General features: G+C 64.1%; 20 protein-coding genes and 1 rRNA gene. 13 read left to right on the top strand and 8 right to left on the bottom strand.

Annotated features, from left to right (window positions below):
- Window positions 1-123 precede the first annotated feature (123 nt).
- The 12 genes from rrf (at window position 124) to AAFF19_RS15770 (ending at window position 12,165) form a co-directional block, all read left to right on the top strand.
- A 5S ribosomal RNA gene (rrf, locus tag AAFF19_RS15825) occupies window positions 124-236 on the top strand.
- Between the two features lie 96 nt (window positions 237-332).
- The gene (locus AAFF19_RS15820; RefSeq protein WP_342720535.1) at window positions 333-1,088 is read left to right on the top strand and encodes a 16S rRNA pseudouridine(516) synthase; all 756 of its coding nucleotides are present in this window, start codon (window positions 333-335) and stop codon (window positions 1,086-1,088) included.
- 118 nt (window positions 1,089-1,206) lie between these two features.
- Window positions 1,207-2,166 carry a beta-propeller fold lactonase family protein gene (locus tag AAFF19_RS15815; protein ID WP_342721865.1) on the top strand — a complete coding sequence of 320 codons (960 nt, stop codon included), beginning with the start codon at window positions 1,207-1,209 and terminating at the stop codon, window positions 2,164-2,166.
- Window positions 2,167-2,228: 62 nt separating this feature from the next.
- Window positions 2,229-2,996, top strand: coding sequence for a polysaccharide deacetylase family protein (locus AAFF19_RS15810; RefSeq protein WP_246330737.1), 768 nt, complete (start codon window positions 2,229-2,231; stop codon window positions 2,994-2,996).
- A gap of 95 nt (window positions 2,997-3,091) precedes the next feature.
- Window positions 3,092-4,105 carry a sterol desaturase family protein gene (locus tag AAFF19_RS15805; RefSeq protein WP_342720534.1) on the top strand — a complete coding sequence of 338 codons (1,014 nt, stop codon included), beginning with the start codon at window positions 3,092-3,094 and terminating at the stop codon, window positions 4,103-4,105.
- A gap of 38 nt (window positions 4,106-4,143) precedes the next feature.
- Window positions 4,144-5,082 (top strand): EI24 domain-containing protein, encoded by a 939-nt coding sequence (locus AAFF19_RS15800; protein WP_342720533.1) that lies wholly within the window; start codon window positions 4,144-4,146, stop codon window positions 5,080-5,082.
- Window positions 5,079-5,900, top strand: a complete 822-nt coding sequence (locus tag AAFF19_RS15795) for a molybdopterin-binding protein (protein WP_342720532.1) — start codon at window positions 5,079-5,081, stop codon at window positions 5,898-5,900. Before AAFF19_RS15800 ends, AAFF19_RS15795 begins: the two co-directional genes overlap by 4 nt.
- Window positions 5,901-6,073: 173 nt before the next feature.
- On the top strand, window positions 6,074-7,489 hold the full coding sequence (gene glnA, locus AAFF19_RS15790) for a type I glutamate--ammonia ligase (RefSeq protein WP_008903626.1): 1,416 nt from the start codon (window positions 6,074-6,076) through the stop codon (window positions 7,487-7,489).
- A gap of 212 nt (window positions 7,490-7,701) precedes the next feature.
- Window positions 7,702-8,205: a hypothetical protein gene (locus tag AAFF19_RS15785; RefSeq protein ID WP_008903625.1), complete on the top strand. Its 504-nt coding sequence runs from the start codon at window positions 7,702-7,704 to the stop codon at window positions 8,203-8,205.
- 95 nt (window positions 8,206-8,300) lie between these two features.
- Window positions 8,301-9,323, top strand: coding sequence for a nitrogen regulation protein NR(II) (glnL, locus tag AAFF19_RS15780; RefSeq protein ID WP_008903624.1), 1,023 nt, complete (start codon window positions 8,301-8,303; stop codon window positions 9,321-9,323).
- Window positions 9,324-9,374: 51 nt separating this feature from the next.
- Window positions 9,375-11,015: a nitrogen regulation protein NR(I) gene (gene ntrC / locus AAFF19_RS15775; protein WP_182118401.1), complete on the top strand. Its 1,641-nt coding sequence runs from the start codon at window positions 9,375-9,377 to the stop codon at window positions 11,013-11,015.
- A 211-nt stretch (window positions 11,016-11,226) separates the two neighbouring features.
- Window positions 11,227-12,165: a PA2169 family four-helix-bundle protein gene (locus AAFF19_RS15770; protein ID WP_182118402.1), complete on the top strand. Its 939-nt coding sequence runs from the start codon at window positions 11,227-11,229 to the stop codon at window positions 12,163-12,165.
- A gap of 158 nt (window positions 12,166-12,323) precedes the next feature.
- On the opposite strand, the gene AAFF19_RS15765 is transcribed toward AAFF19_RS15770, so the two are convergent.
- The 5 genes from AAFF19_RS15765 to AAFF19_RS15745 form a co-directional block, all read right to left on the bottom strand.
- Entirely contained in the window at window positions 12,324-13,100 is a 777-nt protein-coding gene (locus AAFF19_RS15765; protein ID WP_182118403.1) for an exodeoxyribonuclease III, read from the bottom strand.
- Window positions 13,101-13,190: 90 nt separating this feature from the next.
- Complete coding sequence (locus AAFF19_RS15760; protein WP_008903620.1) at window positions 13,191-13,679, bottom strand: dihydrofolate reductase; 489 nt, start codon at window positions 13,677-13,679, stop codon at window positions 13,191-13,193.
- A gap of 4 nt (window positions 13,680-13,683) precedes the next feature.
- Entirely contained in the window at window positions 13,684-14,553 is an 870-nt protein-coding gene (locus tag AAFF19_RS15755; protein WP_008903619.1) for a thymidylate synthase, read from the bottom strand.
- Window positions 14,554-14,866: 313 nt separating this feature from the next.
- A complete protein-coding gene (locus AAFF19_RS15750; protein ID WP_342720531.1) occupies window positions 14,867-16,291 on the bottom strand; it encodes an FAD-binding oxidoreductase in 1,425 nt (474 codons plus the stop codon).
- 37 nt (window positions 16,292-16,328) lie between these two features.
- On the bottom strand, window positions 16,329-16,748 hold the full coding sequence (locus AAFF19_RS15745) for a DUF2069 domain-containing protein (protein WP_034695513.1): 420 nt from the start codon (window positions 16,746-16,748) through the stop codon (window positions 16,329-16,331).
- A 21-nt stretch (window positions 16,749-16,769) separates the two neighbouring features.
- Between AAFF19_RS15745 and AAFF19_RS15740 the strand changes: the two genes are divergently transcribed.
- Window positions 16,770-18,020, top strand: a complete 1,251-nt coding sequence (locus tag AAFF19_RS15740) for a YhjD/YihY/BrkB family envelope integrity protein (RefSeq protein ID WP_008906691.1) — start codon at window positions 16,770-16,772, stop codon at window positions 18,018-18,020.
- 134 nt (window positions 18,021-18,154) lie between these two features.
- Here AAFF19_RS15740 and AAFF19_RS15735 read toward each other — a convergent pair whose 3' ends face one another.
- The 3 genes from AAFF19_RS15735 to AAFF19_RS15725 form a co-directional block, all read right to left on the bottom strand.
- The gene (locus AAFF19_RS15735) at window positions 18,155-18,502 is read right to left on the bottom strand and encodes an Mpo1-like protein (protein ID WP_342720530.1); all 348 of its coding nucleotides are present in this window, start codon (window positions 18,500-18,502) and stop codon (window positions 18,155-18,157) included.
- Window positions 18,503-18,657: 155 nt separating this feature from the next.
- Window positions 18,658-19,476: an alpha/beta hydrolase gene (locus tag AAFF19_RS15730; protein WP_008906693.1), complete on the bottom strand. Its 819-nt coding sequence runs from the start codon at window positions 19,474-19,476 to the stop codon at window positions 18,658-18,660.
- A gap of 2 nt (window positions 19,477-19,478) precedes the next feature.
- A complete protein-coding gene (locus tag AAFF19_RS15725; protein ID WP_008906694.1) occupies window positions 19,479-20,789 on the bottom strand; it encodes an O-acetylhomoserine aminocarboxypropyltransferase in 1,311 nt (436 codons plus the stop codon).
- Between the last annotated feature and the right edge of the window lie 72 nt (window positions 20,790-20,861).

Raw genomic sequence — 20,861 nt, 5'->3', positions numbered from 1 at the left:
CTCTCAGCGTGAAGCTCAAAGTCTGTTATGCCAAGTTAGACGCAGTCAAAATACACAAAATCTGATTCCAGACTCTATGAATTCGCCGATCTGCCTCAAACAGCAGATCAGCAACCCTTTATGCCTGATGACCATAGCAAGTTGGTACCACTCCTTCCCATCCCGAACAGGACAGTGAAACGACTTTGCGCCGATGATAGTGCGGGTTCCCGTGTGAAAGTAGGTCATCGTCAGGCTCTTACAGCCCAAAAAACCCCAGTCTACGAAAGACTGGGGTTTTTTGCTTTGGGGGTGAGAATTAATTCCTTCGCACACTACAGCGAGTACTGCTCATGCAATTGCAAGACATCTTGTATTCCCAAGGTTTTGGCACCCGTCGTGTCTGCGCGGGGCTGATTCAGCAAGGCTGGGTCTCTGTGCGCAACGGTACGGCCCCTGGGGACGCCGAACATGCGGTTTGTACGAATGCTGCGGCTGATTTTGAACCCGAGGGATTGCTGCTCCGCGTGCAGGGTGTTGAATGGCCATATCACTCCAAAGCTTACATATTGCTTCACAAGCCGGCCGGCACGGAATGCTCGCAGAAGCCGTCCACGTACCCGAGCATCTACACCCTCCTGCCGCCTCCATTGCGTCAGCGGCCGTCCAAAAGTGCCGTACAAGGAGTTCAGGCCGTGGGGCGACTGGACCAGGACACCACCGGACTCCTGTTGTTGAGCGATGACGGGCAGTTCATTCACCGAATGAGTTCTCCCAAAAAACACGTGCCGAAGGTGTACCAGGTCACCACCAAGCATCCGGTGGACGAGGAGCAAATATCTCGCTTGTTGGCGGGGGTGGTGCTGGACGACGATCCGCAGCCGGTGAAGGCGGCGGCATGCGAGCAGACTGCGAGCCATCAAGTGGACCTCACCCTCACCGAAGGCAAGTATCACCAGGTCAAGCGCATGCTTGCTGCGGTTGGGAATCGCGTAGAACGCCTGCACCGATCCCGGATAGGTGCCTTGGAGTTACCTGCCACTCTCGCGCCCGGAGGGTGGAAATGGCTGGATCAGGATGAGCTCGGTTTGCTGACCCGCACAGCGTGAGGAGCCAGACCCGCGTGTTTGGCGCCCGCACTGTTACGCCGACGTAACTGCCTGCCGCACAGCTACACTCTCAGCCTGTACTGAAAGTGGCTCTGTGAAGATTTTCCGGTTTGCGCGCATGTGCGCTGTCGTGGCTTGGCTGTGGGTCTCGATAGGGTGGGTAACTGCAGCCGCGCCTCCACTGTTTGTGTTGAACTCCCTGGAGGCCAGCGTCAGTGTCATCGACCCGGCGACCTGGACGGAAACTGCGCGCATTCCGACCGGCAAAGAGCCTCACCACCTGTACCTTACCCCGGACGAGAAATCCATCATCGTGGCCAATGCTTTGGCCGATACGCTGACATTTCTCGACCCGCGTACCGCCCAGGTCCAGCGGACCATGCGGGGGATTGTGGACCCTTACCACCTGCGGTTTTCTCCGGACATGAAATGGTTCATCACCGCAGCCAACCGTCTCAATCACGTGGACTTCTACCGCTGGGATGGCAGCGAGCTGACGCTCGTCCAGCGGGTGGCCACCTCGCGAACGCCTAGCCACTTGTGGATCGACAGCCGCAGTACCACGGTGTATTCCACCATGCAGGACAGCGATGAGCTTGTGGCCATCGATATCGCGACGCAGAAGATTAAATGGCGTACCCGGACTGGTGCGATGCCGGCGGACTTGTATGGCAGCGCCGATGACAAGCGTCTTTTTGTCGGCCTGACCGGTGGCGACAGCGTGGAAGTGTTCGATGTATCGGGGCGAGAGCCCGTGAGCATCAAGAAAATCAAGACGGGAAACGGTGCACATGCCTTTCGCGCAGCGGGGGATGGACGCCACCTGTATGTGAGCAACCGGGTGGCCAACACCATCAGCAAGATCGATATGACCACTCAGGATGTGGTCGATGCATACCCGGTACCCGGCGGGCCTGACTGCATGGAGGTTTCGGCGGATGGTCGCTTCATCTATGTGAGTTCCCGCTGGGCGCGCAAGCTTTCTGTGGTGGATACGGTGGCCAGGAAGGTCGTGCGACAGGTGACGGTCGGCAAATCCCCCCATGGCGTATGGACGCTGCAGCACGCGCCCCGCTGACGGGTCCTGGTGTGCGGGCGGCTGCGCATGGCCGGGAGCCGGGGCGGGTAATCTCTTTTGCTATCATATTTATAGCTGTCGGCGCTTTTGTATCAAGCGCTGAGGCTGAAAATGACTGTAAAAAACCGCTCTATCTGACGTTCGACACCGGCCACATGGCTGTCGCGCCGCTGGTGGCCGATGTGCTGGCGCGTCAGCAGGTACGCGTGACTTTTTTTGCTGCCAACGAGCGGACCCAGGAAGGCGATGGCAGTTTGGGGGAGCACTGGGCGTCCTGGTGGCGGGCCCGGGCCGCAGAAGGGCACGAATTTGCATCCCACACCTGGAACCACACCTACTGGCGCGCGGACGTTGGGGAGGTTCATGCGCCGTCCTTTCGCGTACGGCCTTCTGCCGGGCCGCGTGCGGGGCAGGAATTTGTGCTGACCGCCGCCAGGTACTGCGCCGAGATCGCTCGGGCCTCCGACCGCTTGAAGCAGGTGACGGGCAAAGATCCCCTGCCGCTGTTTCGCGCACCAGGCGGAAAGACCTCCACGCAGCTGCTGGCGAGCGCCCGTGCATGCGGGTACGCGCATGTGGGGTGGTCATCCGCGGGATTCCTGGGCGATGAATTGCCCAGCGAGAAGGCCAGCAACACGGCGCTGCTGAACAAGGCTTTGCGGGATGTGCGCAGTGGGGACATCCTGCTCGCGCACCTGGGGATCTGGTCCCGCAAAGACCCGTGGGCACCTGCAGTGCTGGAGCCCCTGATCGCCGGATTGAAGGAGCGCGGATTCTGCTTTCGCACGCTGCGAGAGCATCCCGATTACGCGGCTTGGGTGGCCCGCTGACGGGGTGTTGAACGACACCAGGATGTGCAGGTCGCCCGGAGCATGGGTGTGCGTGATGGGCGTGTGTGATGGGCATTCAGACGGAGCATGAAGCAATGGGTTGGCTGGGTGACGGGTTCGATGTGGCGCAGCAATGGCTTTTCGAGAGCGTATTGCAGCCGGTGATGTTCGCCGTTGGCCTGGGCAGCCAGCTCGAAAACGGCTACAAGGCCGCTGGGTGGGTGCTGGTGGGCCTGTTGCAGCTGCTGGTGATCGTGGCTGTGATTGGCCCCTTGCAGCGTTGGAGGCCGGTGGAGCCGGTGACTGACCGTGCAACGATTCGCACGGACATCCTGTACACGCTGATCCATCGGCTGGGTCTGTTTCGCCTTGGCCTCTTCCTGGCCGTGGATCCGTTGATGGATTCCCTCTTCGGTACGCTGCGGGTGGCTGGAATCAGCACCTTCCAGCTGGACGGCCTCTGGCCCGGGGTGACCGATGTGCCCTGGGTGAGCCTGCTGCTGTACCTGGTGGTGTTTGACTTCGTGGATTACTGGATTCACCGGGGGCAGCACCATTTTGCATGGTGGTGGCGCCTGCATTCCTTGCACCATGCGCAGCGCCAGATGACCATGTGGAGTGACAACCGCAATCATCTGCTGGACGATGTGCTGCGCGACACCATCCTGGTGGTGGTGGCGCAGCTCATTGGCGTGGCACCGGGGCAGTTCATTGCCATCGTGGCCATCACGCAGCTCAGCGAGAGCTTCCAGCACGCCAATGTGCGCCTGTGGTTTGGGCGCTGGGGTGAGCGGTTGTGGATCAGCCCGCGTTTTCACCGCCTGCACCACAGCATCGGCATTGGCCACGAGACCATGAAACCCTTGTCGGAGAGGGCGGCCCCTGCGCAAGACGCCAGACACCGCGTGGTGCTGGGCGGGCACAACTTCGGCGTATTGCTCCCCTGGTGGGACATGCTGATGCGCACCGCCAACTTCGAACTGCGTTTTGATCCCACGGGCGTGCGCGATCAGGTGGAACCGGGGCCCGACGGGCGTTTGCGCGACTATGGCCGGGGGTTTTGGTCGCAGCAGTGGCGGGGCGTGCTGCGGCTGGTGGGCAGGGCCTGAAAGACCCTCCGCGCAGTCAAGCAGGTATGCTTGTCGGCATGGGACTCCTGCTTGATTCTTTCTGGCGTGCCGCTGCCTACTGCATGCGCCCGCGCGTCATGGCGCTGTCCGTTTTGCCATTGCTGCTGATGGTGGGGCTGGCGCTGGGCCTGGGCTATTTGTATTGGGACGGCGCGGTGCAGGGCATGCGCACGCTGCTGGATGCATCGCCGTTCCTCGCCAGTTTCTGGAGCTGGCTTCAGGGGTGGGGGCTTGGTGATGTCACCTCGGTGGTTGCGCCCCTGATGGTGGTGTTGGCGGTGGCTCCGGCGTTGGTCGTGGTCTCGCTGCTGGTGGTTGCGGTGCTTATGACACCCGCCCTGGTGGCGCTGGTGGCGGACCGGCGGTTCCCGACGCTCGAGCGCAAGAAGGGTGGTTCTTTCGTTGCCAGCGTGGCCTGGTCGCTCAGTTCCACCGTGCTCGCACTGATTGCCCTGGTGGTGTCGGTACCCCTTTGGCTGGTGCCCCCGCTGGTGCTCATCCTGCCTCCCCTGATCTGGGGTTGGCTGACCTACCGTGTGATGGTGTTTGATGCGCTGGCCGAGCACGCAAGCAAGGACGAGCGGCAGGAGATTTTCCGCCGCCACCGCAGCAGCTTGCTGGGGATTGGGATTCTGAGTGGCTACTTGGGGGCCGCGCCCAGCATCGTCTGGGCTTCTGGCGTGGTGTTTGCAGCCGCGTTCTTCGTGCTGGTGCCTCTTGCGATCTGGATTTACACCCTGGTTTTTGCATTCTCGTCGCTGTGGTTCAGCCACTATTGCCTTGCCGCCCTTCAACGTTTGCGTGAAGAAACCGGTACCGGGCCCAACGCAACGTCAACCACTGCGGAGCCTGCCCCGCGCGCGTCACAGGCCGAACCCGTGGCTATGACCGGGCTCACGCCCCCTGCAGCGCTTGCGGCCCCCGAAGCTTCCTCCACCCCTGCCTCTGCACCATGAACCCCTCCTTCGGCCTGATCATCGTGGGCGACGAGATCCTCTCGGGCAAGCGCTCTGACAAACACATGCCCAAAGTCATCGAACTGCTGTCTGCGCGCGGCCTTTCGCTGGACTATGCCGACTATGTGGGAGACAACCCGGATCGCATTACCGCCACGCTGGAGCGCGCGTTCGCGTCGGGCGATGTGGTGTTCTCGTGCGGCGGCATTGGCGCCACCCCTGATGACCACACCCGCCAATGCGCAGCGCGCGCACTGGGTCGGGGGCTGGCATTGCACCCCGAGGCTGAATCCCTGATCCGTGAACGCATGCAGGACGTTGCGCGCGAGCAGGGTGTGGCGTATGAACCCGACCGGCCGGACAACGTCCACCGGCTCAACATGGGGATGTTTCCGGAAGGCGCGCAAATCATTCCCAACCCGTACAACAAGATTCCGGGCTTCAGTTCCCAAGGGAGTGGGGGTGGGTCCGTGCATTTCCTGCCCGGCTTTCCCGTCATGGCCTGGCCGATGGTGGAATGGGTGCTGGACCATCACTACGCGTCTTTCTTCAACCGCACGCCCCAAACCGAGCATTCGGTGGTGGTATATGCTGCCATGGAGGCTGCATTGACACCCCTCATGGAGCGTATTGAGCTGTCCCATCCCGGCATCCGGGTTTTCAGCCTGCCCAGTGTGGATCACCCGCAACATGGGCGGCACATTGAGTTGGGCGTCAAGGGGCCTGCAGCGTTGGTGCCGGCGGCGTGGACGGCGCTGAAAACCGGGCTGCACGAGTTTGGTGCAAACTTGGGCCCGGAATTGGTGCGGGAAATGTGAGACTCAGTTTTTCCTCACCCCATGCACTCTATTGGTGCGATGTGTGGTGCGCGCAGCTAACCTGAACTCCACTGTGCTCCTACATAGTGCGGCTCTTGCACCCAGCTGGCACGCAAACTGCTTTTGTCTCTACAAACTCTTTTTTCAACAAGCGCTTTACCCAGGAGAACCTGATGGCCAAGACCGTTGCAGACGTGATGAAGATGGTGAAGGAAAACGAAGTCAAGTTCGTGGACTTCCGCTTTACCGATACCCGTGGCAAGCAGCACCACACCACGGTGCCCGTCTCGCACTTTGACGAAGACAAGTTCATTTCGGGCCATGCGTTCGACGGCTCGTCGATCGCTGGCTGGAAGGGTATTGAAGCCTCCGACATGCAACTGATCCCCGATCCAAGCTCCGCCAACATCGATCCGTTCTTTGAAGAAACCACGCTGATCCTGACCTGCGACGTGATCGAACCCAGCGATGGCAAGGCGTATGACCGTGATCCGCGCTCGGTGGCCAAGCGCGCCGAAGCGTACCTGAAGGCTTCCGGTCTGGGTGATACCGCCTTCTTCGGCCCCGAGCCAGAATTCTTCATCTTTGACGGTGTGCGCTGGAGCACGGAGCCCAACAACACCTTCTACGAAATTGAAGAGTACGAAGCACCCTGGAACACAGGCGCCAAGCTCGAAGGTGGCAACCGTGGGCACCGTCCCACGGTCAAGGGTGGTTATTTCCCCGTGCCACCTGTGGACAGCACGCAGGACATGCGCGCTGAGATGTCGCTGATCCTCGAATCCCTGGGCATTCCGGTCGAAGTGTTCCACCACGAAGTGGCGGGCGCTGGCCAGAACGAAATCGGTACCAAGTTCAGCACGCTGGTAGAGCGCGCAGACTGGACCATGCTGCAAAAGTACGTCATCCATAACGTGGCCAACGCCTACGGCAAGACGGCAACGTTCATGCCCAAGCCCTACCACGGCGACAACGGTTCGGGCATGCACGTGCACCAGTCGGTATGGAAGGATGGCAAGAACCTGTTCGCTGGCGACGGCTATGCCGGCCTGAGCGACTTCGCCCTGTACTACATCGGCGGCATCATCAAGCACGCCCGTGCCCTCAATGCCATCACCAACCCCGGTACCAACAGCTACAAGCGCCTGGTGCCCCACTTCGAAGCCCCGGTGAAGCTGGCCTACTCGGCCAAGAACCGTTCTGCCTCGATCCGCATCCCTTACGTGGCCAACCCCAAGGGCCGCCGCGTGGAAGCCCGCTTCCCCGATCCGCTGATGAACCCCTACCTGGGCTTTGCGGCACTGCTGATGGCCGGTCTGGACGGCGTGGAAAACAAGATCCATCCTGGCGAAGCCGCCACCAAGGATCTGTACCATCTGCCCCCCGAAGAAGACAAGCTGGTGCCTACCGTGTGCCACAGCCTGGACCAGGCCCTGGAGGCACTGGACAAGGACCGCGGCTTCCTGACCAAGGGGGGTGTGTTCTCCGACAGCATGATCGACGCCTACATTGACCTGAAGATGGGTGAAGTGACGCGCTTTCGCATGTCGGTGCACCCTGTGGAATACGACATGTATTACTCGCTGTAATCGCCTGTCCGCAGGCGCTTGCCCTCCAAAAGGCGGCCTTGGCCGCCTTTTTTCATGGTGCGCAGCACGCGCTGTCGTCGAGGTGGAACCAATGGGACCGTTGTCGCATCCGTCTACAAAGCCCTGCCGGGGGGCGCTGGTGTTGCATTGGCGATGTGTGACGATTGGGGGATACTCCCCTGAACCCCTGCAGGGCAGTGCCAGGAAACCGAATGAAGAAAACGCTCATCACCACTTTGTTAATGATTGCCGCGACGGCCCCCGCCGCATGGGCGCAAGACCGCATCTACCGTTGTGGCAACGAATACACCAACAACGCCCAGCAGGCCAGGGAGCGCGGCTGCAAGCTGGTGGAGGGCGGCAACGTCACGGTGGTCCAGGGCAGCCGCCCGGCTGCGGCCGCTGCGCCAGCAGCGGGTGGTGGCACAGCGGCACCCGCGTCGCCGCCATCCGCACCCCGTGTCAACACCAACGACCAGAAGGCCCGCGATGCGGATGCGCGCGCCATTCTTGAATCCGAGTTGCGCAAGGCCGAGACGCGCCACGCCGAGCTGGTCAAGGAATACAACAACGGTGCCCCGGAGCGCAACGCACTGGATCTGCGCAATCCGCAGCGCTACCTGGAGCGCACGGCCGAGCTCAAGGCCAGCGTAGCCCGCAGCGAGAGCGACATCGCCGGCATCAAGCGGGAAATCGCGCGCCTGCCGGCGAACTGATACAGATACCCCTCCTGGCTGGCGCGCTTTTGACATCCTCTCCCACCCCGGAAGCTCCTGCCAGCGGCGCTGGCCGCTTCAACTCCCTCGACCTCATGTCCACGCTAGTGGCGGTATTGCGCGCTGACGGCGCCGTGCAGTTTGCCAACGCCGCCCTCGAGAACGCCCTGGGCCTTTCGCGGCGCACGCTGGAGGGCGTGGACTTCTCTACCTTCTTCACCGATCCCGCGCTGTTGCAGACAGCGCTGGCGGGTGCGCGCGGCAAGGACTTTGCCGCATTGCGCTATGAAGCCAGCCTGAAGCGCCTGCACCAGGACCCGGTGCCCGTGCATGTGAGCGTGGCGGATGCCGAACAGGTGGGAGAAATCCTGGTGGAGCTGTGGCCGCTGGAGCAGCAGGCCCGGCAGGACCGCGAGGAGCGCCTGCTCGACCAGGCCCAGGCCAACAAGGAGCTGATCCGCAACCTGGCCCACGAGATCAAGAACCCGCTGGGTGGAATTCGCGGCGCCGCGCAGCTGCTGGAGATGGAGCTTGAAAGCCGCGAGCTGACCGAGTACACCCAGGTCATCATTCACGAAGCCGACCGCCTGCAAAGCCTGGTGGACCGGCTGCTCGCACCGCACCGCCACCCCCACCTGGTGGGTGATGTCAATATCCATGAAGTGTGCGAGCGTGTTCGCTCCCTGGTGCTGGTGGAATACCCGCAGGGCCTGAAGGTGCTGCGCGACTACGACACCTCGATCCCCGAGTTCCGTGGCGACCGCGCCCAGCTCATCCAGGCGCTGCTGAACATTGTGCAGAACGCAGCCCAGGCGCTGACCGAGCGCATCGCAGAGGGCGATGCGACGATCACGCTGCGCACCCGTGTGGCGAGACAGGTAACGTTTGGTCGCCAGCGCTATCGGCTGGCACTGGAATTGCATGTCATCGACAACGGACCGGGCGTGCCCGACGCGATCAAGGAGCGTATTTTTTACCCCTTGGTATCGGGTCGGGACGGCGGGTCAGGGCTGGGGCTCACGTTGGCACAAACCTTCGTGCAGCGCCATCATGGGTTGATCGAATGCGACAGCGTACCGGGTCGCACCGATTTCCGCATCCTGATCCCGCTGCCTTAAACACGCGCACATGGTCCCTGACAAGCAACCACAGGGAAGGTAAGAAAACACATGAAGCCGATCTGGTTAGTAGACGACGACCCCTCGATCCGCTTCGTCCTTGAAAAGGCGCTGGCCCGCGAGAACCTGCCCACCCGCAGTTTCACGCACCCCCGCGAGGTGCTCGACGCGCTCGTCGACCTCGCCCCGGGCGACCCGGCCCGCCAAGGCCCCCAGGTGCTGGTGAGCGACATTCGCATGCCCGGGGGCTCGGGCCTGCAACTGCTGGAAAAAGTCCGCGAATTGCAGCCCGGCCTGCCCGTCATCATCATGACGGCGTACTCCGACCTCGACAGCGCCGTGTCGGCCTTTCAGCGCGGCGCTTTCGAATACCTTCCCAAGCCGTTTGACCTGCCCAAGGCGGTGGAGCTCATCCGCCGTGCGGTGGAAGAAAGCCAGCGCGAGGAAGTCACGGAAGAGCGCCAGACCGAGACCCCCGAGATGTTGGGCCAGGCCCCCGCCATGCAGGACGTGTTCCGTGCCATCGGCCGCCTGAGCCAGAGCCAGGTCACCGTGCTCATCACCGGCGAGTCGGGCTCGGGCAAGGAACTGGTGGCGCGCGCGCTGCACAAGCACTCGCCGGTGGCAGATGGCCCCTTTGTTGCCATCAACACGGCGGCCATCCCCAAGGATCTGCTGGAGAGCGAACTTTTCGGCCACGAGCGCGGCGCCTTCACCGGCGCGCAGACGCAGCGGCGAGGCCGCTTCGAGCAGGCCGAGGGCGGCACGCTGTTCCTCGATGAAATCGGCGACATGCCGTTTGACTTGCAGACGCGCCTCTTGCGCGTGCTGTCGGACGGCCAGTTTTACCGGGTGGGCGGCCACGCGGCGGTGAAGGCCCATGTGCGCGTGATCGCAGCCACCCACCAGGACCTGGAAAAGCGCGTGAAGGAGGGCGGGTTCCGCGAGGACTTGTTTCACCGCCTCAACGTCATCCGCCTGCGCCTGCCTGCATTGCGCGAGCGCCACGAAGACGTGCCGGTGCTCACCCGCTATTTCCTGCAGCAAAGCGCCCGGCAGCTGGGCGTGGAGCCCAAGCGCATTGCGGACTCGGCGCTGGCGCGGCTGGAGCAGTTTGCTTTCCCGGGCAACGTGCGCCAGCTGGAGAACATTTGCCACTGGCTCACGGTGATGGCACCGGCCCAGGTCATTTCGCTGCAGGACCTGCCGCCGGAAGTGCTGGAAGCCCCGGTTTACCAGCCGCCCGCACGGGTGGGGCATGCGGAGCCAGCTGCGCCCGCGTCGGCCGTGCCCGCCGCCGCCACGCCCAAGGCGCCGGAATGGGTGGGCGGCGTCCATTCCCCGGCGCCTGTTGGGGCAGCGGTTTCAGAGGCTGGCCCTACCGCTTCGCCCGTCACGGCAGCAATGGCCTGGACCGGGGCGGAGGCAGGCAGTGCCGCGGCCCCCGCGGGCTCAGCGGTGGTGCAGAGCTGGGAGCACGCGCTGGAATCCGAGGCGCAAAAGCTGCTCGCAGGGGGGCAGCCGGAGGTGTGGGACGCGTTGACGCGGCGGTTCGAGTCACGCCTCATTCGCACGGCCCTGTCGGCAACACATGGGCGGCGCATGGAGGCTGCGCAGCGGCTGGGCATCGGGCGCAACACCATCACGCGCAAGATTCAGGAGCTGGGCCTGGATGCGCCTGATGATGTGTAAAACAGCGTTTGCGCTTGTGGAATAAGCGCCTCTTGCTATTTAATTTGTAGCGTTTGGATCTGCCAGGCACGTCGCGTGTGCGGCGGTGTGGTTCCTGTTTCGCGATGCTCGGCGCTGGCTCGTGTCCTACGCCCACGGCCTCCCTGCACCGACCTCCCGGTCTGGTTGTGACTTCAACAATGAAGGCACTTTCAACCAACCGGAGAGCAATATGTCGGATTTCAACGATGCCAACCGTGACCCTTTGACCAATGAACCTGGTGCCCACCCCGTCGGTACCGGCATGGGTGCGGCACTGGGCGGAGCCGCTGCCGGCGCTGCAGCAGGTGCCGTTGGCGGGCCGGTGGGCGCTGCCATCGGTGGCGTGGTCGGCGCGGTGGCAGGCGGCCTGGCGGGTAAGGCGGCGGCCGAGGCTGTGAACCCCACCGAAGAAGATGCGTACTGGCGCGAAAGCTACCAGCGTGAACCCTACTACGTCGGCGGCCGCACCTATGACGAATACCGTCCGGCTTATGAACTGGGCTGGTCGTCGGTGGGCCGCTATGAGGGCGAGTTTGACGACGTCGAGCCTCGCCTGGCCGACGACTGGCGCGCCCGCCACGCCGCCGGTCTGCCCTGGACGGATGCGCGCCCCGCAGCCCGTGCCGCCTGGGACCGCGCCCAGAATCGCATCGTCGACAACGAGCGCGCACTGGGCGTTATCGACAACGCGGATGTGGTCGATGCGCTGAACGACTTGCTCGAATCTGCGCGCGACGGCGAATACGGTTTTACTTCTTGCGCAGAGCACGCCGATTCGGTGCAGCTCAAGGGCATTTTCCAGCGCCACGCCCAGGAATGCGCCTCCGCCGCCAGCGAGCTGGAGCACGAAGTGCGACGCCTGGGTGGCGAGCCTGCGTCGGGCGGCACGGTGGCCGGTGCGTTGCACCGCGGCTGGGTCTCGGTGAAGTCGGCGCTGTCGGTGCGTGACGACAAGGCTGTGCTGGAAGAGTGCGAGCGTGGCGAAGACGCTGCCGTGGCGCGCTACCGCAAGGCGCTCAAGACCCCCATGCCTGCGGATGTGCGTGCGATGGTGGAACGCCAGGCCCAGGGCGCCCAGCGCAACCACGACGAAGTGCGCGCCCTGCGCGACACCTTTGCCAAGGCGTAACGTGCCGGGTTAACCCGATCGCCGCACACGGATGCGGTAGTGGATCGGGTACATAAAAAAAGCTGCAAGGTTTACCCCTTGCAGCTTTTTTGCTTCCTTTACGCAATGCGTTATCTGTCATGCCCACTCGCACCCGATGATCAGCTTGGCGCCCCACATCACGCCATGGTGAGTACCACGGGCGCATGGTCGCTGGGCTGGGGGTTCTTGCGTGGGGCGCGGTCTACGGTGCAGGCGGTCACGCTGGCGCGCAGCGCCTCGCTGACCAGAATGTGGTCGATGCGCAGCCCCCGGTTTTTCTGAAACCCGAGCATGCGGTAGTCCCACCACGAGTAGCTTTTCTCGGGCTGCTCGAACATCCGGAAGGTGTCGGTCAGGCCCAGAGCAATCAGGTCCTGAAAATGCTGGCGCTCCTCGACCGTGTGGTGGATGGTGTCCTTGAGGCCCACCGGGTCGAATGAATCGCGGTCTTCGGGCGCCACGTTGAAGTCGCCCAGCAGCGCCAGGTGCGGGTGGGCCAGCAGCTCTTCGCGCAGCCAGCGGTGCAGGGCGGTGAGCCACAGCATCTTGTAGGCAAACTTCTCGGTGCCTGGGGCTTGGCCGTTCACGAAGTAGCAGTTCACCAGCCGCAGTTCACCAGCGGGCGTGTCCATCGTGGCGGCGATGACGCGCGCCTGCTCGTCCGTGTGTCCGGGAATGTTGCGCACCACGTCGCGCAGCGGGTGGCGGCTCAGGATGGCCACGCCGTTGTACGTCTTTTGGCCGAAGGTCACGGCCTCATAGCCTGCTTCCTTGAACGCGTCGTGCGGGAACTTGTCGTCGGTGAGCTTGAGTTCCTGCAGGCACAGCGCATCGACCGGGTTGGCTGCAAGCCAGGCCAGCACCTGGGGCAGACGGACGGTGAGGGAGTTGACGTTCCAGGTGGCGATTTGCATGTTTTTGGCCTCCAGCGCTTTATGGGTAAGCGCCAAATGCTATGAATTTAGAAGTGATCGCATCGTTGCACGGCAGGGGTCGCCGACCGCTCAGCGCCGTTCGTAACGCACAAAACGGAAGGGCAAGCCGTTGCTGGCGCTGATGTGTGCGCTCTGCCCGGTCGCCACCCATTCCGGCCCCAGAGCGGGTGCGTAAGCGTCGCCGTCAAAGTCCCGCGCAATCTCGGTCACCTCCACGCGCTGGGCCAGGGGCAGGGCCTCGGCGTAGATCTGCGCGCCGCCAATCACCCACACCGTGCCGTCGGCCGGGCACTGCGCCAGCGCATCGGCCAGGCTGTCGGCGCGGCGCGCGCCCTCGGCCTGCCAGTGGGCTTGGCGCGTCAACACGATGTTGGTGCGCCCGGGCAGTGGCCGGAACCGCGGGGGCAGCGAGTCCCAGGTCTTGCGGCCCATGATGACCGGGCAGCCCTGGGTGAGCTGTTTGAAGTGCGCCATGTCCTCGGGGATGTGCCAGGGAATGGCGTTGTCCTTGCCGATGACGCCATTGGCAGCGCGGGCGTAGATGAGGGCGATGTCCATGGCTTTAGACGGCCACAGGGGCTTTGATGGCCGGGTGGCACTGGTAGTCCAGCACCTCAAAGTCCTCGTATTCGTAGTCGAAGATGCTCTCGGGACGGCGCTTGATGTGCAGCGTAGGGTACGGGTAGGGCGTGCGCGCCAGCTGCGTCTGCACCTGCTCGTGATGGTTGCTGTAGATGTGGCAGTCGCCGCCCGTCCAGATGAAGTCGCCCACGTCCAGGTCGCACTGTTGCGCCACCATGTGCGTCAGCAGCGCATAGCTGGCGATGTTGAAGGGCACGCCCAGGAAGATGTCGGCGCTGCGCTGGTACAGCTGGCAGCTCAGCGTGCCGCGCCCATCGGGCTCTTGCGCTGGCGCCACGTAGAACTGGAAGAACGCGTGGCAGGGCATCAGCGCCATCTTGGAAAGCTCGGCCACGTTCCAGGCGCTGACGATGATGCGGCGCGAGTCGGGGTTGGTCTTGAGTGTCTGGATGACGTCGCTGATCTGGTCGATGTGCCCGCGGGGATTGTCCGGGGTGGGCGCGGGCCAGCTGCGCCATTGCACGCCGTACACAGGGCCGAGGTCGCCGTCCTCGCGCGCCCACTCGTCCCAGATGGTGACGCCGCGCTCCTTGAGCCAGTTGTTGTTGCTCGACCCCGTCAGGAACCACAGCAGTTCCTGGATGATGGATTTGAGGTGCACCTTCTTGGTGGTGACCAGCGGAAATCCTTCCTTCAGGTCAAACCGCATCTGGTAGCCGAACACACTCCGGGTGCCCGTACCTGTGCGATCCGACTTTTCCACGCCTTGCGTGAACACGTGGCGCATGAAGTCTTCGTACTGGGAGCGCACGGGGCGGGCGGAAGAGGGGGTGGAAAGGGGCTGGTTCATGGAACTGCTGGGGTGCTCATCACGGGTGATTGGGTGCGAGGCTCGCCACCGCAAGGCGCCGACGGTGCCGGGAGCGTGCGTCGCAGGATTCTAGGGGACAGCCCGGTACGGGGGCTTGGTCGGGTGTGTAGGCGCAGCCCAGGCGCAGGTGCTTTGACGAGGGGGTGGCGGGCCCTGCTCATTCACAGCCGATGGGGCTCGTTGCATTGCCCACTGAAATTTGCAAAAAATGGCCGCTGGCGCTTGATGATAAAGCGCTTGCAGCTATTTTTTTGATAGTGGTAGACAACGGTTGGCGCCGCTGCTTCACCGCTTAGCCAGGCAGTTGCAGCACCCGCCCGGGGTTCATGATGCCCTGCGGGTCCAGCGCCTGCTTGATGGCGCGCATCATCGATAGCGCCACAGGTGACTGGTACTTGGCGAGCTTGTCGGCCTTGAGCTCGCCAATGCCGTGCTCGGCCGAGAACGAGCCGCCAAACTCCGCCACGGCTTCGTACACCAGATGGTGCACGTGCTGTTCATGCTCGCGCAGGAAGGCCTTGGCATCGCCATCGGCCGGTGCCTGCACGTTGTAGTGCAGGTTGCCATCGCCCAGGTGGCCAAAGTTGACCAGGCGCACGCCGGGGATCTCGCGCTGCAGCACTGCGTCGGTGTGGGCCACGAAGGCGGGGATGCGCGAGATCTGCACCGAGATGTCGTGCTTGATGTTCAGGCCCTCTTCGGCCTGGGCGAGCGGAATGTTCTCGCGGATGTGCCAGAGCTGGTGCGCCTGCGTGAGGTTCTCGGCCACGACGGCATCGGTCACGCAGCCCATTTCAAACGCCGTCTCCAGCAGTGACTCAAACCTTGCACGCGCGTGTTCCTCGGATTCGCTGTCGGAGTTTTCGAGCAGCACGCACCAGGGCGCGTTGTCGTCGCCCAGGAAGGGCACACGCAGCTGCGGCATGTGTTTGCCCACCAGGCTCAGCGCAAACTGGCCCATCACTTCAAAGCCCGTGAGGCCCGCGCCCAGCTGCTTGTGCGCCAGGCCCAGCAGCGCCACCGCGTGTTCCATGGATGGCACGGCGGCCCAGGCGGTGAGGCGTGCGGCAGGCTGGGGGTAGAGCTTCATCGTCGCGGCGGTGATGATGCCCAGCGTGCCTTCGCTGCCGATGAACAGGTCGCGCAGGTCGTAGCCGGTGTTGTCCTTGCGCAGGCCCTTCAGGCCATCCCACACCTCGCCCTGGGCTGTGACCACTTCGAGGCCCAGGCACAGGTCGCGTGCATTGCCGTAGCGCACCACCTGTGTGCCGCCCGCGTTGGTGCCCAGGTTGCCGCCAATGGTGCAGCTGCCTTCCGCCGCGAGGCTCAGGGGGAACAGCACGCCCGCGTTCTGCGCCACGTCCTGCAGGTTCTGCAGGATGCAGCCGGCCTCCACCGTCATGGTGAGGTTGTCGGTGTCCACGCTGCGCACGGCGTTCATGCGCGTGAGGCTCAGCACAATCTGCGTGCCGCTGTCATCGGGCGTGGAGCCCACGGCCAGGCCGGTGTTGCCGCCTTGCGGAACGATGGCGGTGCCTGCTGTTGCGCAGGCCTTGACCACGGCGGCCACCTCTTGTGTGCTGGCGGGGCGCACCACGGCCAGTGCCTTGCCGCGCACACGGCGGCGCCAGTCCTGCTCCCAGGCAGAGAGGTCGCCTTCGGTGATTACATGGGCGGTGCCAACGATGGTGCGCAGGGTGTCGAGCAAGGTGGTCATGGGCTGGGGACTTCCATCAAACAGGGGGTGGCCGGGGTCAGGGTTGGGCGGCGGCGGCCGCTGCCCGGGCGTTGCGCTGGCGCAGGCGCACATGCAGCGTGCAGGCGGTGAACAGCACCAGGCACAGTGCTATTTCGACCCAGGCCAGCCACTGCGACGGCGGCTGGTCACTCCAGCCGCGCACCACCCCCTCGGTGAAATACAGCCAGATCACCAGGCTGACCCAGCGGTAGGTGTACATGCGGTTCTTGAGGATGCCGGCCAGGGGAATGCACAGCGGCAGCGCCTTGAGAGCGAGCCACGAGCCCCCGGGGCGCAGCGGCGCCAGCACCAGCTCCCAGGCCAGACACAAAACAATGAGGCCCAGCAGGCTTGCGGTGGCCGTCCAGCGGGTAGCGGCAACGCCGTTGTCGGGCACGGAGAGCGCAGGGGAAGGGGCTTGAGGGGATGGGGTCATTGGGGTGGCATCATATCGGCCATGTCCTTGTCCTTACAGGCAGTGGCCCAGCGCCTGGAGCTGCTGCTGGCCGAGCTGTCGCACTTCCCCTGGAAAACCACCGCCCAGACTTTGCGCGAGAGGTTTCGTGAGGACCACCTGGGGCTCACGGCCAGCAGCCTCACGTTTACCACCGTGCTCGCGCTGGTGCCGTTCTTCACGGTGGCACTGGCGGTGTTCACCGCGTTCCCCATCTTCAGCAAGCTGCAGGATGCGCTGCAGGGCTGGCTGGTGAGCAGCCTGGTGCCCGACAGCATCTCGCGCCAGGTGCTGGGTTACCTCACGCAATTTGCGGCCAAGGCCAGCAGTCTGGGGGTGGCGGGATTCAGCATCCTGCTGGCCACTGCGCTGGCCCTGATCCTGACCATTGACCGAACGCTCAACGACATCTGGCGTGTGCCGCGTTTGCGCCCTCTGGGGCAGCGGGTGCTGATCTACTGGGCCGCCATCACTCTGGGGCCGCTGCTGATGGGCGCAAGCCTCGCAGTCACCTCGTATGTGATGTCCGCGTCCGGCGGGCTGGTCAAGCGGCTGCCGGATGGCGTGCAGCTGCTGTTCGACTCGATCCAGTTTGTGTTGCTGGCGGGCGGGATGGCGTCGCTGTACCACTATGTGCCCAACACGCCCGTGAAATGGCGCCATGCGTGGACAGGGGGATTCTTTGTGGCGGTGGGCATCGAGCTGGCCAAGAAGGTGCTGGCGCTCTATCTGGGCAAGGTGCCCACCTATTCCGTCGTCTATGGTGCCTTTGCCACCTTGCCCATCCTGCTGGTGTGGATCTACGTGGCCTGGGTGATTGTGCTGCTGGGGGCGGTGGTGACGGCGTATCTGCCCAGCCTGCTGGCCGGGGTGGCGCGGCGCGGCACGGTGGCGGGCTGGACGTTTCAGCTTGCGGTGGAGGTGCTGCAGGAGCTGCACCGCGCCCGGCGTCACAGCATCAAAGGCCTGCGCCCCACGCAGCTTGCGCAGCTCTTGCGCGTGGACGTGCTGCAACTGGGGCCAGTGCTGGATGCGCTGACCGGCCTGGACTGGGTAGGCCAGGTCAACGATGCTGCCGCCAACGCTACCGATGTGCCGGAGTCCCGCTATGTGTTGCTGGCCGACCCCGACACCACCTTGCTGGCCCCGTTGCTGCAGAAACTGCTGCTGCAGCGGGTGGACAGCCTGACGCCCTTGTGGACCCATGCACGGCTGGAGGCCCTGCACCTGGCCGACGTGCTGCAGCCGGGGTGAGCCCTGCGTTCGTCGTGCCGCCGAGCGCCGTGGTGCCGGCACCTGGGGCCGATACGGAATTCTGATTGCTATTAAATGTATAGCTTGTGGCGCTTATCTGCAAAGCGCTGGAGCCCGTTTTGTGCCTGAACGTGCTACAGCCGCACCTTCCCCGTCCAGATGTCCTTGTACATCACCCAGTCGCCCATGAAGCTGTACAGCGGGCGCTTGAAGCTGGCGGGCTTGTTCTTCTCAAAGCCGAAGTGCCCCACCCACGCAAAGCCATAGCCGCAGAGCAGGCCATACAGCAGGTACTGCGGCTTGCCCGTGGCCACCAGCATGGCCAGGCAGACCAGGGTGAGCGTGGAGCCCACAAAGTGCAGGCGGCGGCACGTGCGGTTGCCGTGCTCGCTCAGGTAGAACGGGTAGAAGTCCGCGAAGCGCTTGAAGGCCCGAGGGTCCGTGCTGGGCGCGGGTTGCGGGGTGGCAGTCTGGGTGGTCATGGCGTTGTCTCCGGGCGGCGTTGGGGCTCTGCACGCGTTATACGCCGTGACCCCGGCGCGCACCAGCGGGGCAGTGCGGGTGCGCTGTCGCCAACGGGTCTGCCACCTTGAATAGGTTTGGAAAGCCCCGGCGGGTCTGCCAGCGTGCCGGGGAGTCAGCGCGCCAGGAAGTCCCGGATGGCGGCGAGTGTTTCCTCTGGCGCCTCGGTCATCTGGTTGTGGCCCACGGGCAGGTGGGCAATCTGCACCTGCTTGCCAGCAGCCTGAGCGGCCTTGACGAGACCCTGTGCGGCCTTGGGCGCCGTCATCTGGTCCTGGCTGCCCAGCGCAAACAGCACGGGGCAGGTCAGTTGCGCCATGGCCGCTTCGCCGCCGGCGTAGCTGTCACAGGCCACAAACCCCCGGTGGAACACGTTGACCGCCGTATTGCTGCGCAGCACCTTGCGCCCCAGCGCCATGCCCGCGCCAAACACCCAGGTGCCCGGGCCCAGGGCCGACGGCGGCGCAGACAGGGTGCTGCGCGAGAACACGTTGACCATGCGCATCGCCTTCTCGGGGTCGGTCTGTGACGCTTCGATGAGTGCGGGCGACACCTTCATCGGGAACGCCGTGCCCACCAGCACCAGGTGGCTGATGCGGTCCTTGAGCCGCGCGGCCGCCTCCATGGCAATGAGTGAACCCCAGCTGTGGCCCACCAGCGCTGCGCGCTGCACGCCCGCAGCATCCAGGAGAGCGCCGATAAAGTCCGCGCCTTGCTCCACCGTGGCGGGCGCATCGCCACCACTGCGGCAGTGGCCCGGCAGGTCGATGGCCAGCACGTTCCAGCCGTGGTTGGCCATGTAGCGGCTTTGCAGGGCCCACACGCTGTGGTCGTTGAGCACGCCGTGGATGAACACCACGGTCGGTTTGGCGGCATCAAATGCCTTGCCGCCGGTGTAGCAGTAGATGGCGGCGCCGTTGACTTGGATGTGCATGGTCAGGCCCCTGCCTTTTCTGCGGCTTTGAGCGCGCGTTTCAGGTCGTCAATGAGGTCGTCGGCATCTTCGAGGCCGATGGACAGGCGGATCGTGCCCTGGCTGATGCCTGCGCCCGCCAGCGCTTCGTCGCTCATGCGGAAATGCGTGGTGCTGGCCGGGTGGATCACCAGGCTGCGGCAGTCGCCCACGTTGGCCAGGTGGCTGAAGACCTTGAGGGTTTCGATGAACTTCTTGCCCTGCTCGCGGTTGCCCTTGAGGTCGAAGCTGAACACCGACCCAGCGCCGCGCGGCAGCAGCTTTTGCGCCAAGGCATGGCTGGGGTGAGACTCCAGCAACGGGTGGCCCACGCGTGACACAAAGGGCTGCGCTGCCAGAAACTCCACCACCTTCTCGGTGTTGCGCATGTGCTGCGCCATGCGCAGCGGCAGGGTCTCGATGCCTTGCAGGATGAGCCAGGCGGTGTGCGGGCTCATGCAGGCGCCAAAGTCGCGCAGGCCCTCGCGCCGCGCGCGCAGCAAAAAAGCGCCCACGGTGCTTTCTTCGGTAAACACCATGTTGTGAAAGCCGTCGTAGGGCTGCGTCAGCTCGGCAAATTTGCCGGCCGACTTCGGGCCGTCCCAGTCAAAGCTGCCGCCATCCACCACGATGCCGCCCACCACCGTGCCGTGCCCCGAGAGGAACTTGGTGGCCGAGTGATAGACCAGGTCGGCGCCATGCTCGAAGGGCTTGATGAGCCAGGGCGAGGTCAGGGTGGAGTCCACCAGCAGCGGCACACCGGCCTCATGCGCGATAGCACTCACGGTGGGGATGTCCAGCACATCCAGGCCAGGGTTGCCCACAGTCTCGCCAAAGAACAGCTTGGTGTTGGGCCGCACGGCAGCGCGCCAGCCCTCGATGTCGCCGGGCTTCACAAACGTGGTCTCGATGCCGAAACGCGACAGCGTGTAGTGCAGAAGGTTCTGCGACCCGCCATACAGCGCCGTGCTGGCGACGATGTGGCTGCCTGCGCCCATCAGCGTGGCAATCGCCAGGTGCAGCGCGGCCTGGCCGCTGGCGGTGGCAATCGCGCCTACGCCACCTTCCAGTGCTGCCACGCGTTGTTCCAGCACCGCATTGGTGGGGTTGCTGATGCGGCTGTACACATGGCCGCCGCGCTCCAGATTGAAGAGCGACGCTGCGTGGTCGCTCGATTCGAAGACGAACGAAGTGGTCAGGTGGATGGGCGTGGCGCGCGCGCCGGTGGCGGGGTCGGGGCTTGCGCCTGCGTGCAGCGCCAGCGTGTCAAAGCCGGGGTCGGAGTAACCGGGCATCTGTATGTCTCCCATGTTGTCAATGCAGGCGGGCATTGTGGGCTATATTTGCCGACACACCGCCTGCAGCCC

The sequence above is a fragment of the Acidovorax sp. FHTAMBA genome, assembly GCF_038958875.1.
Taxonomy (GTDB): Bacteria; Pseudomonadota; Gammaproteobacteria; order Burkholderiales; family Burkholderiaceae_C; genus Acidovorax.
The sequence above is the reverse complement of the archived record's forward strand: the minus strand, read 5'-3'. Positions and strand labels throughout refer to the sequence as shown.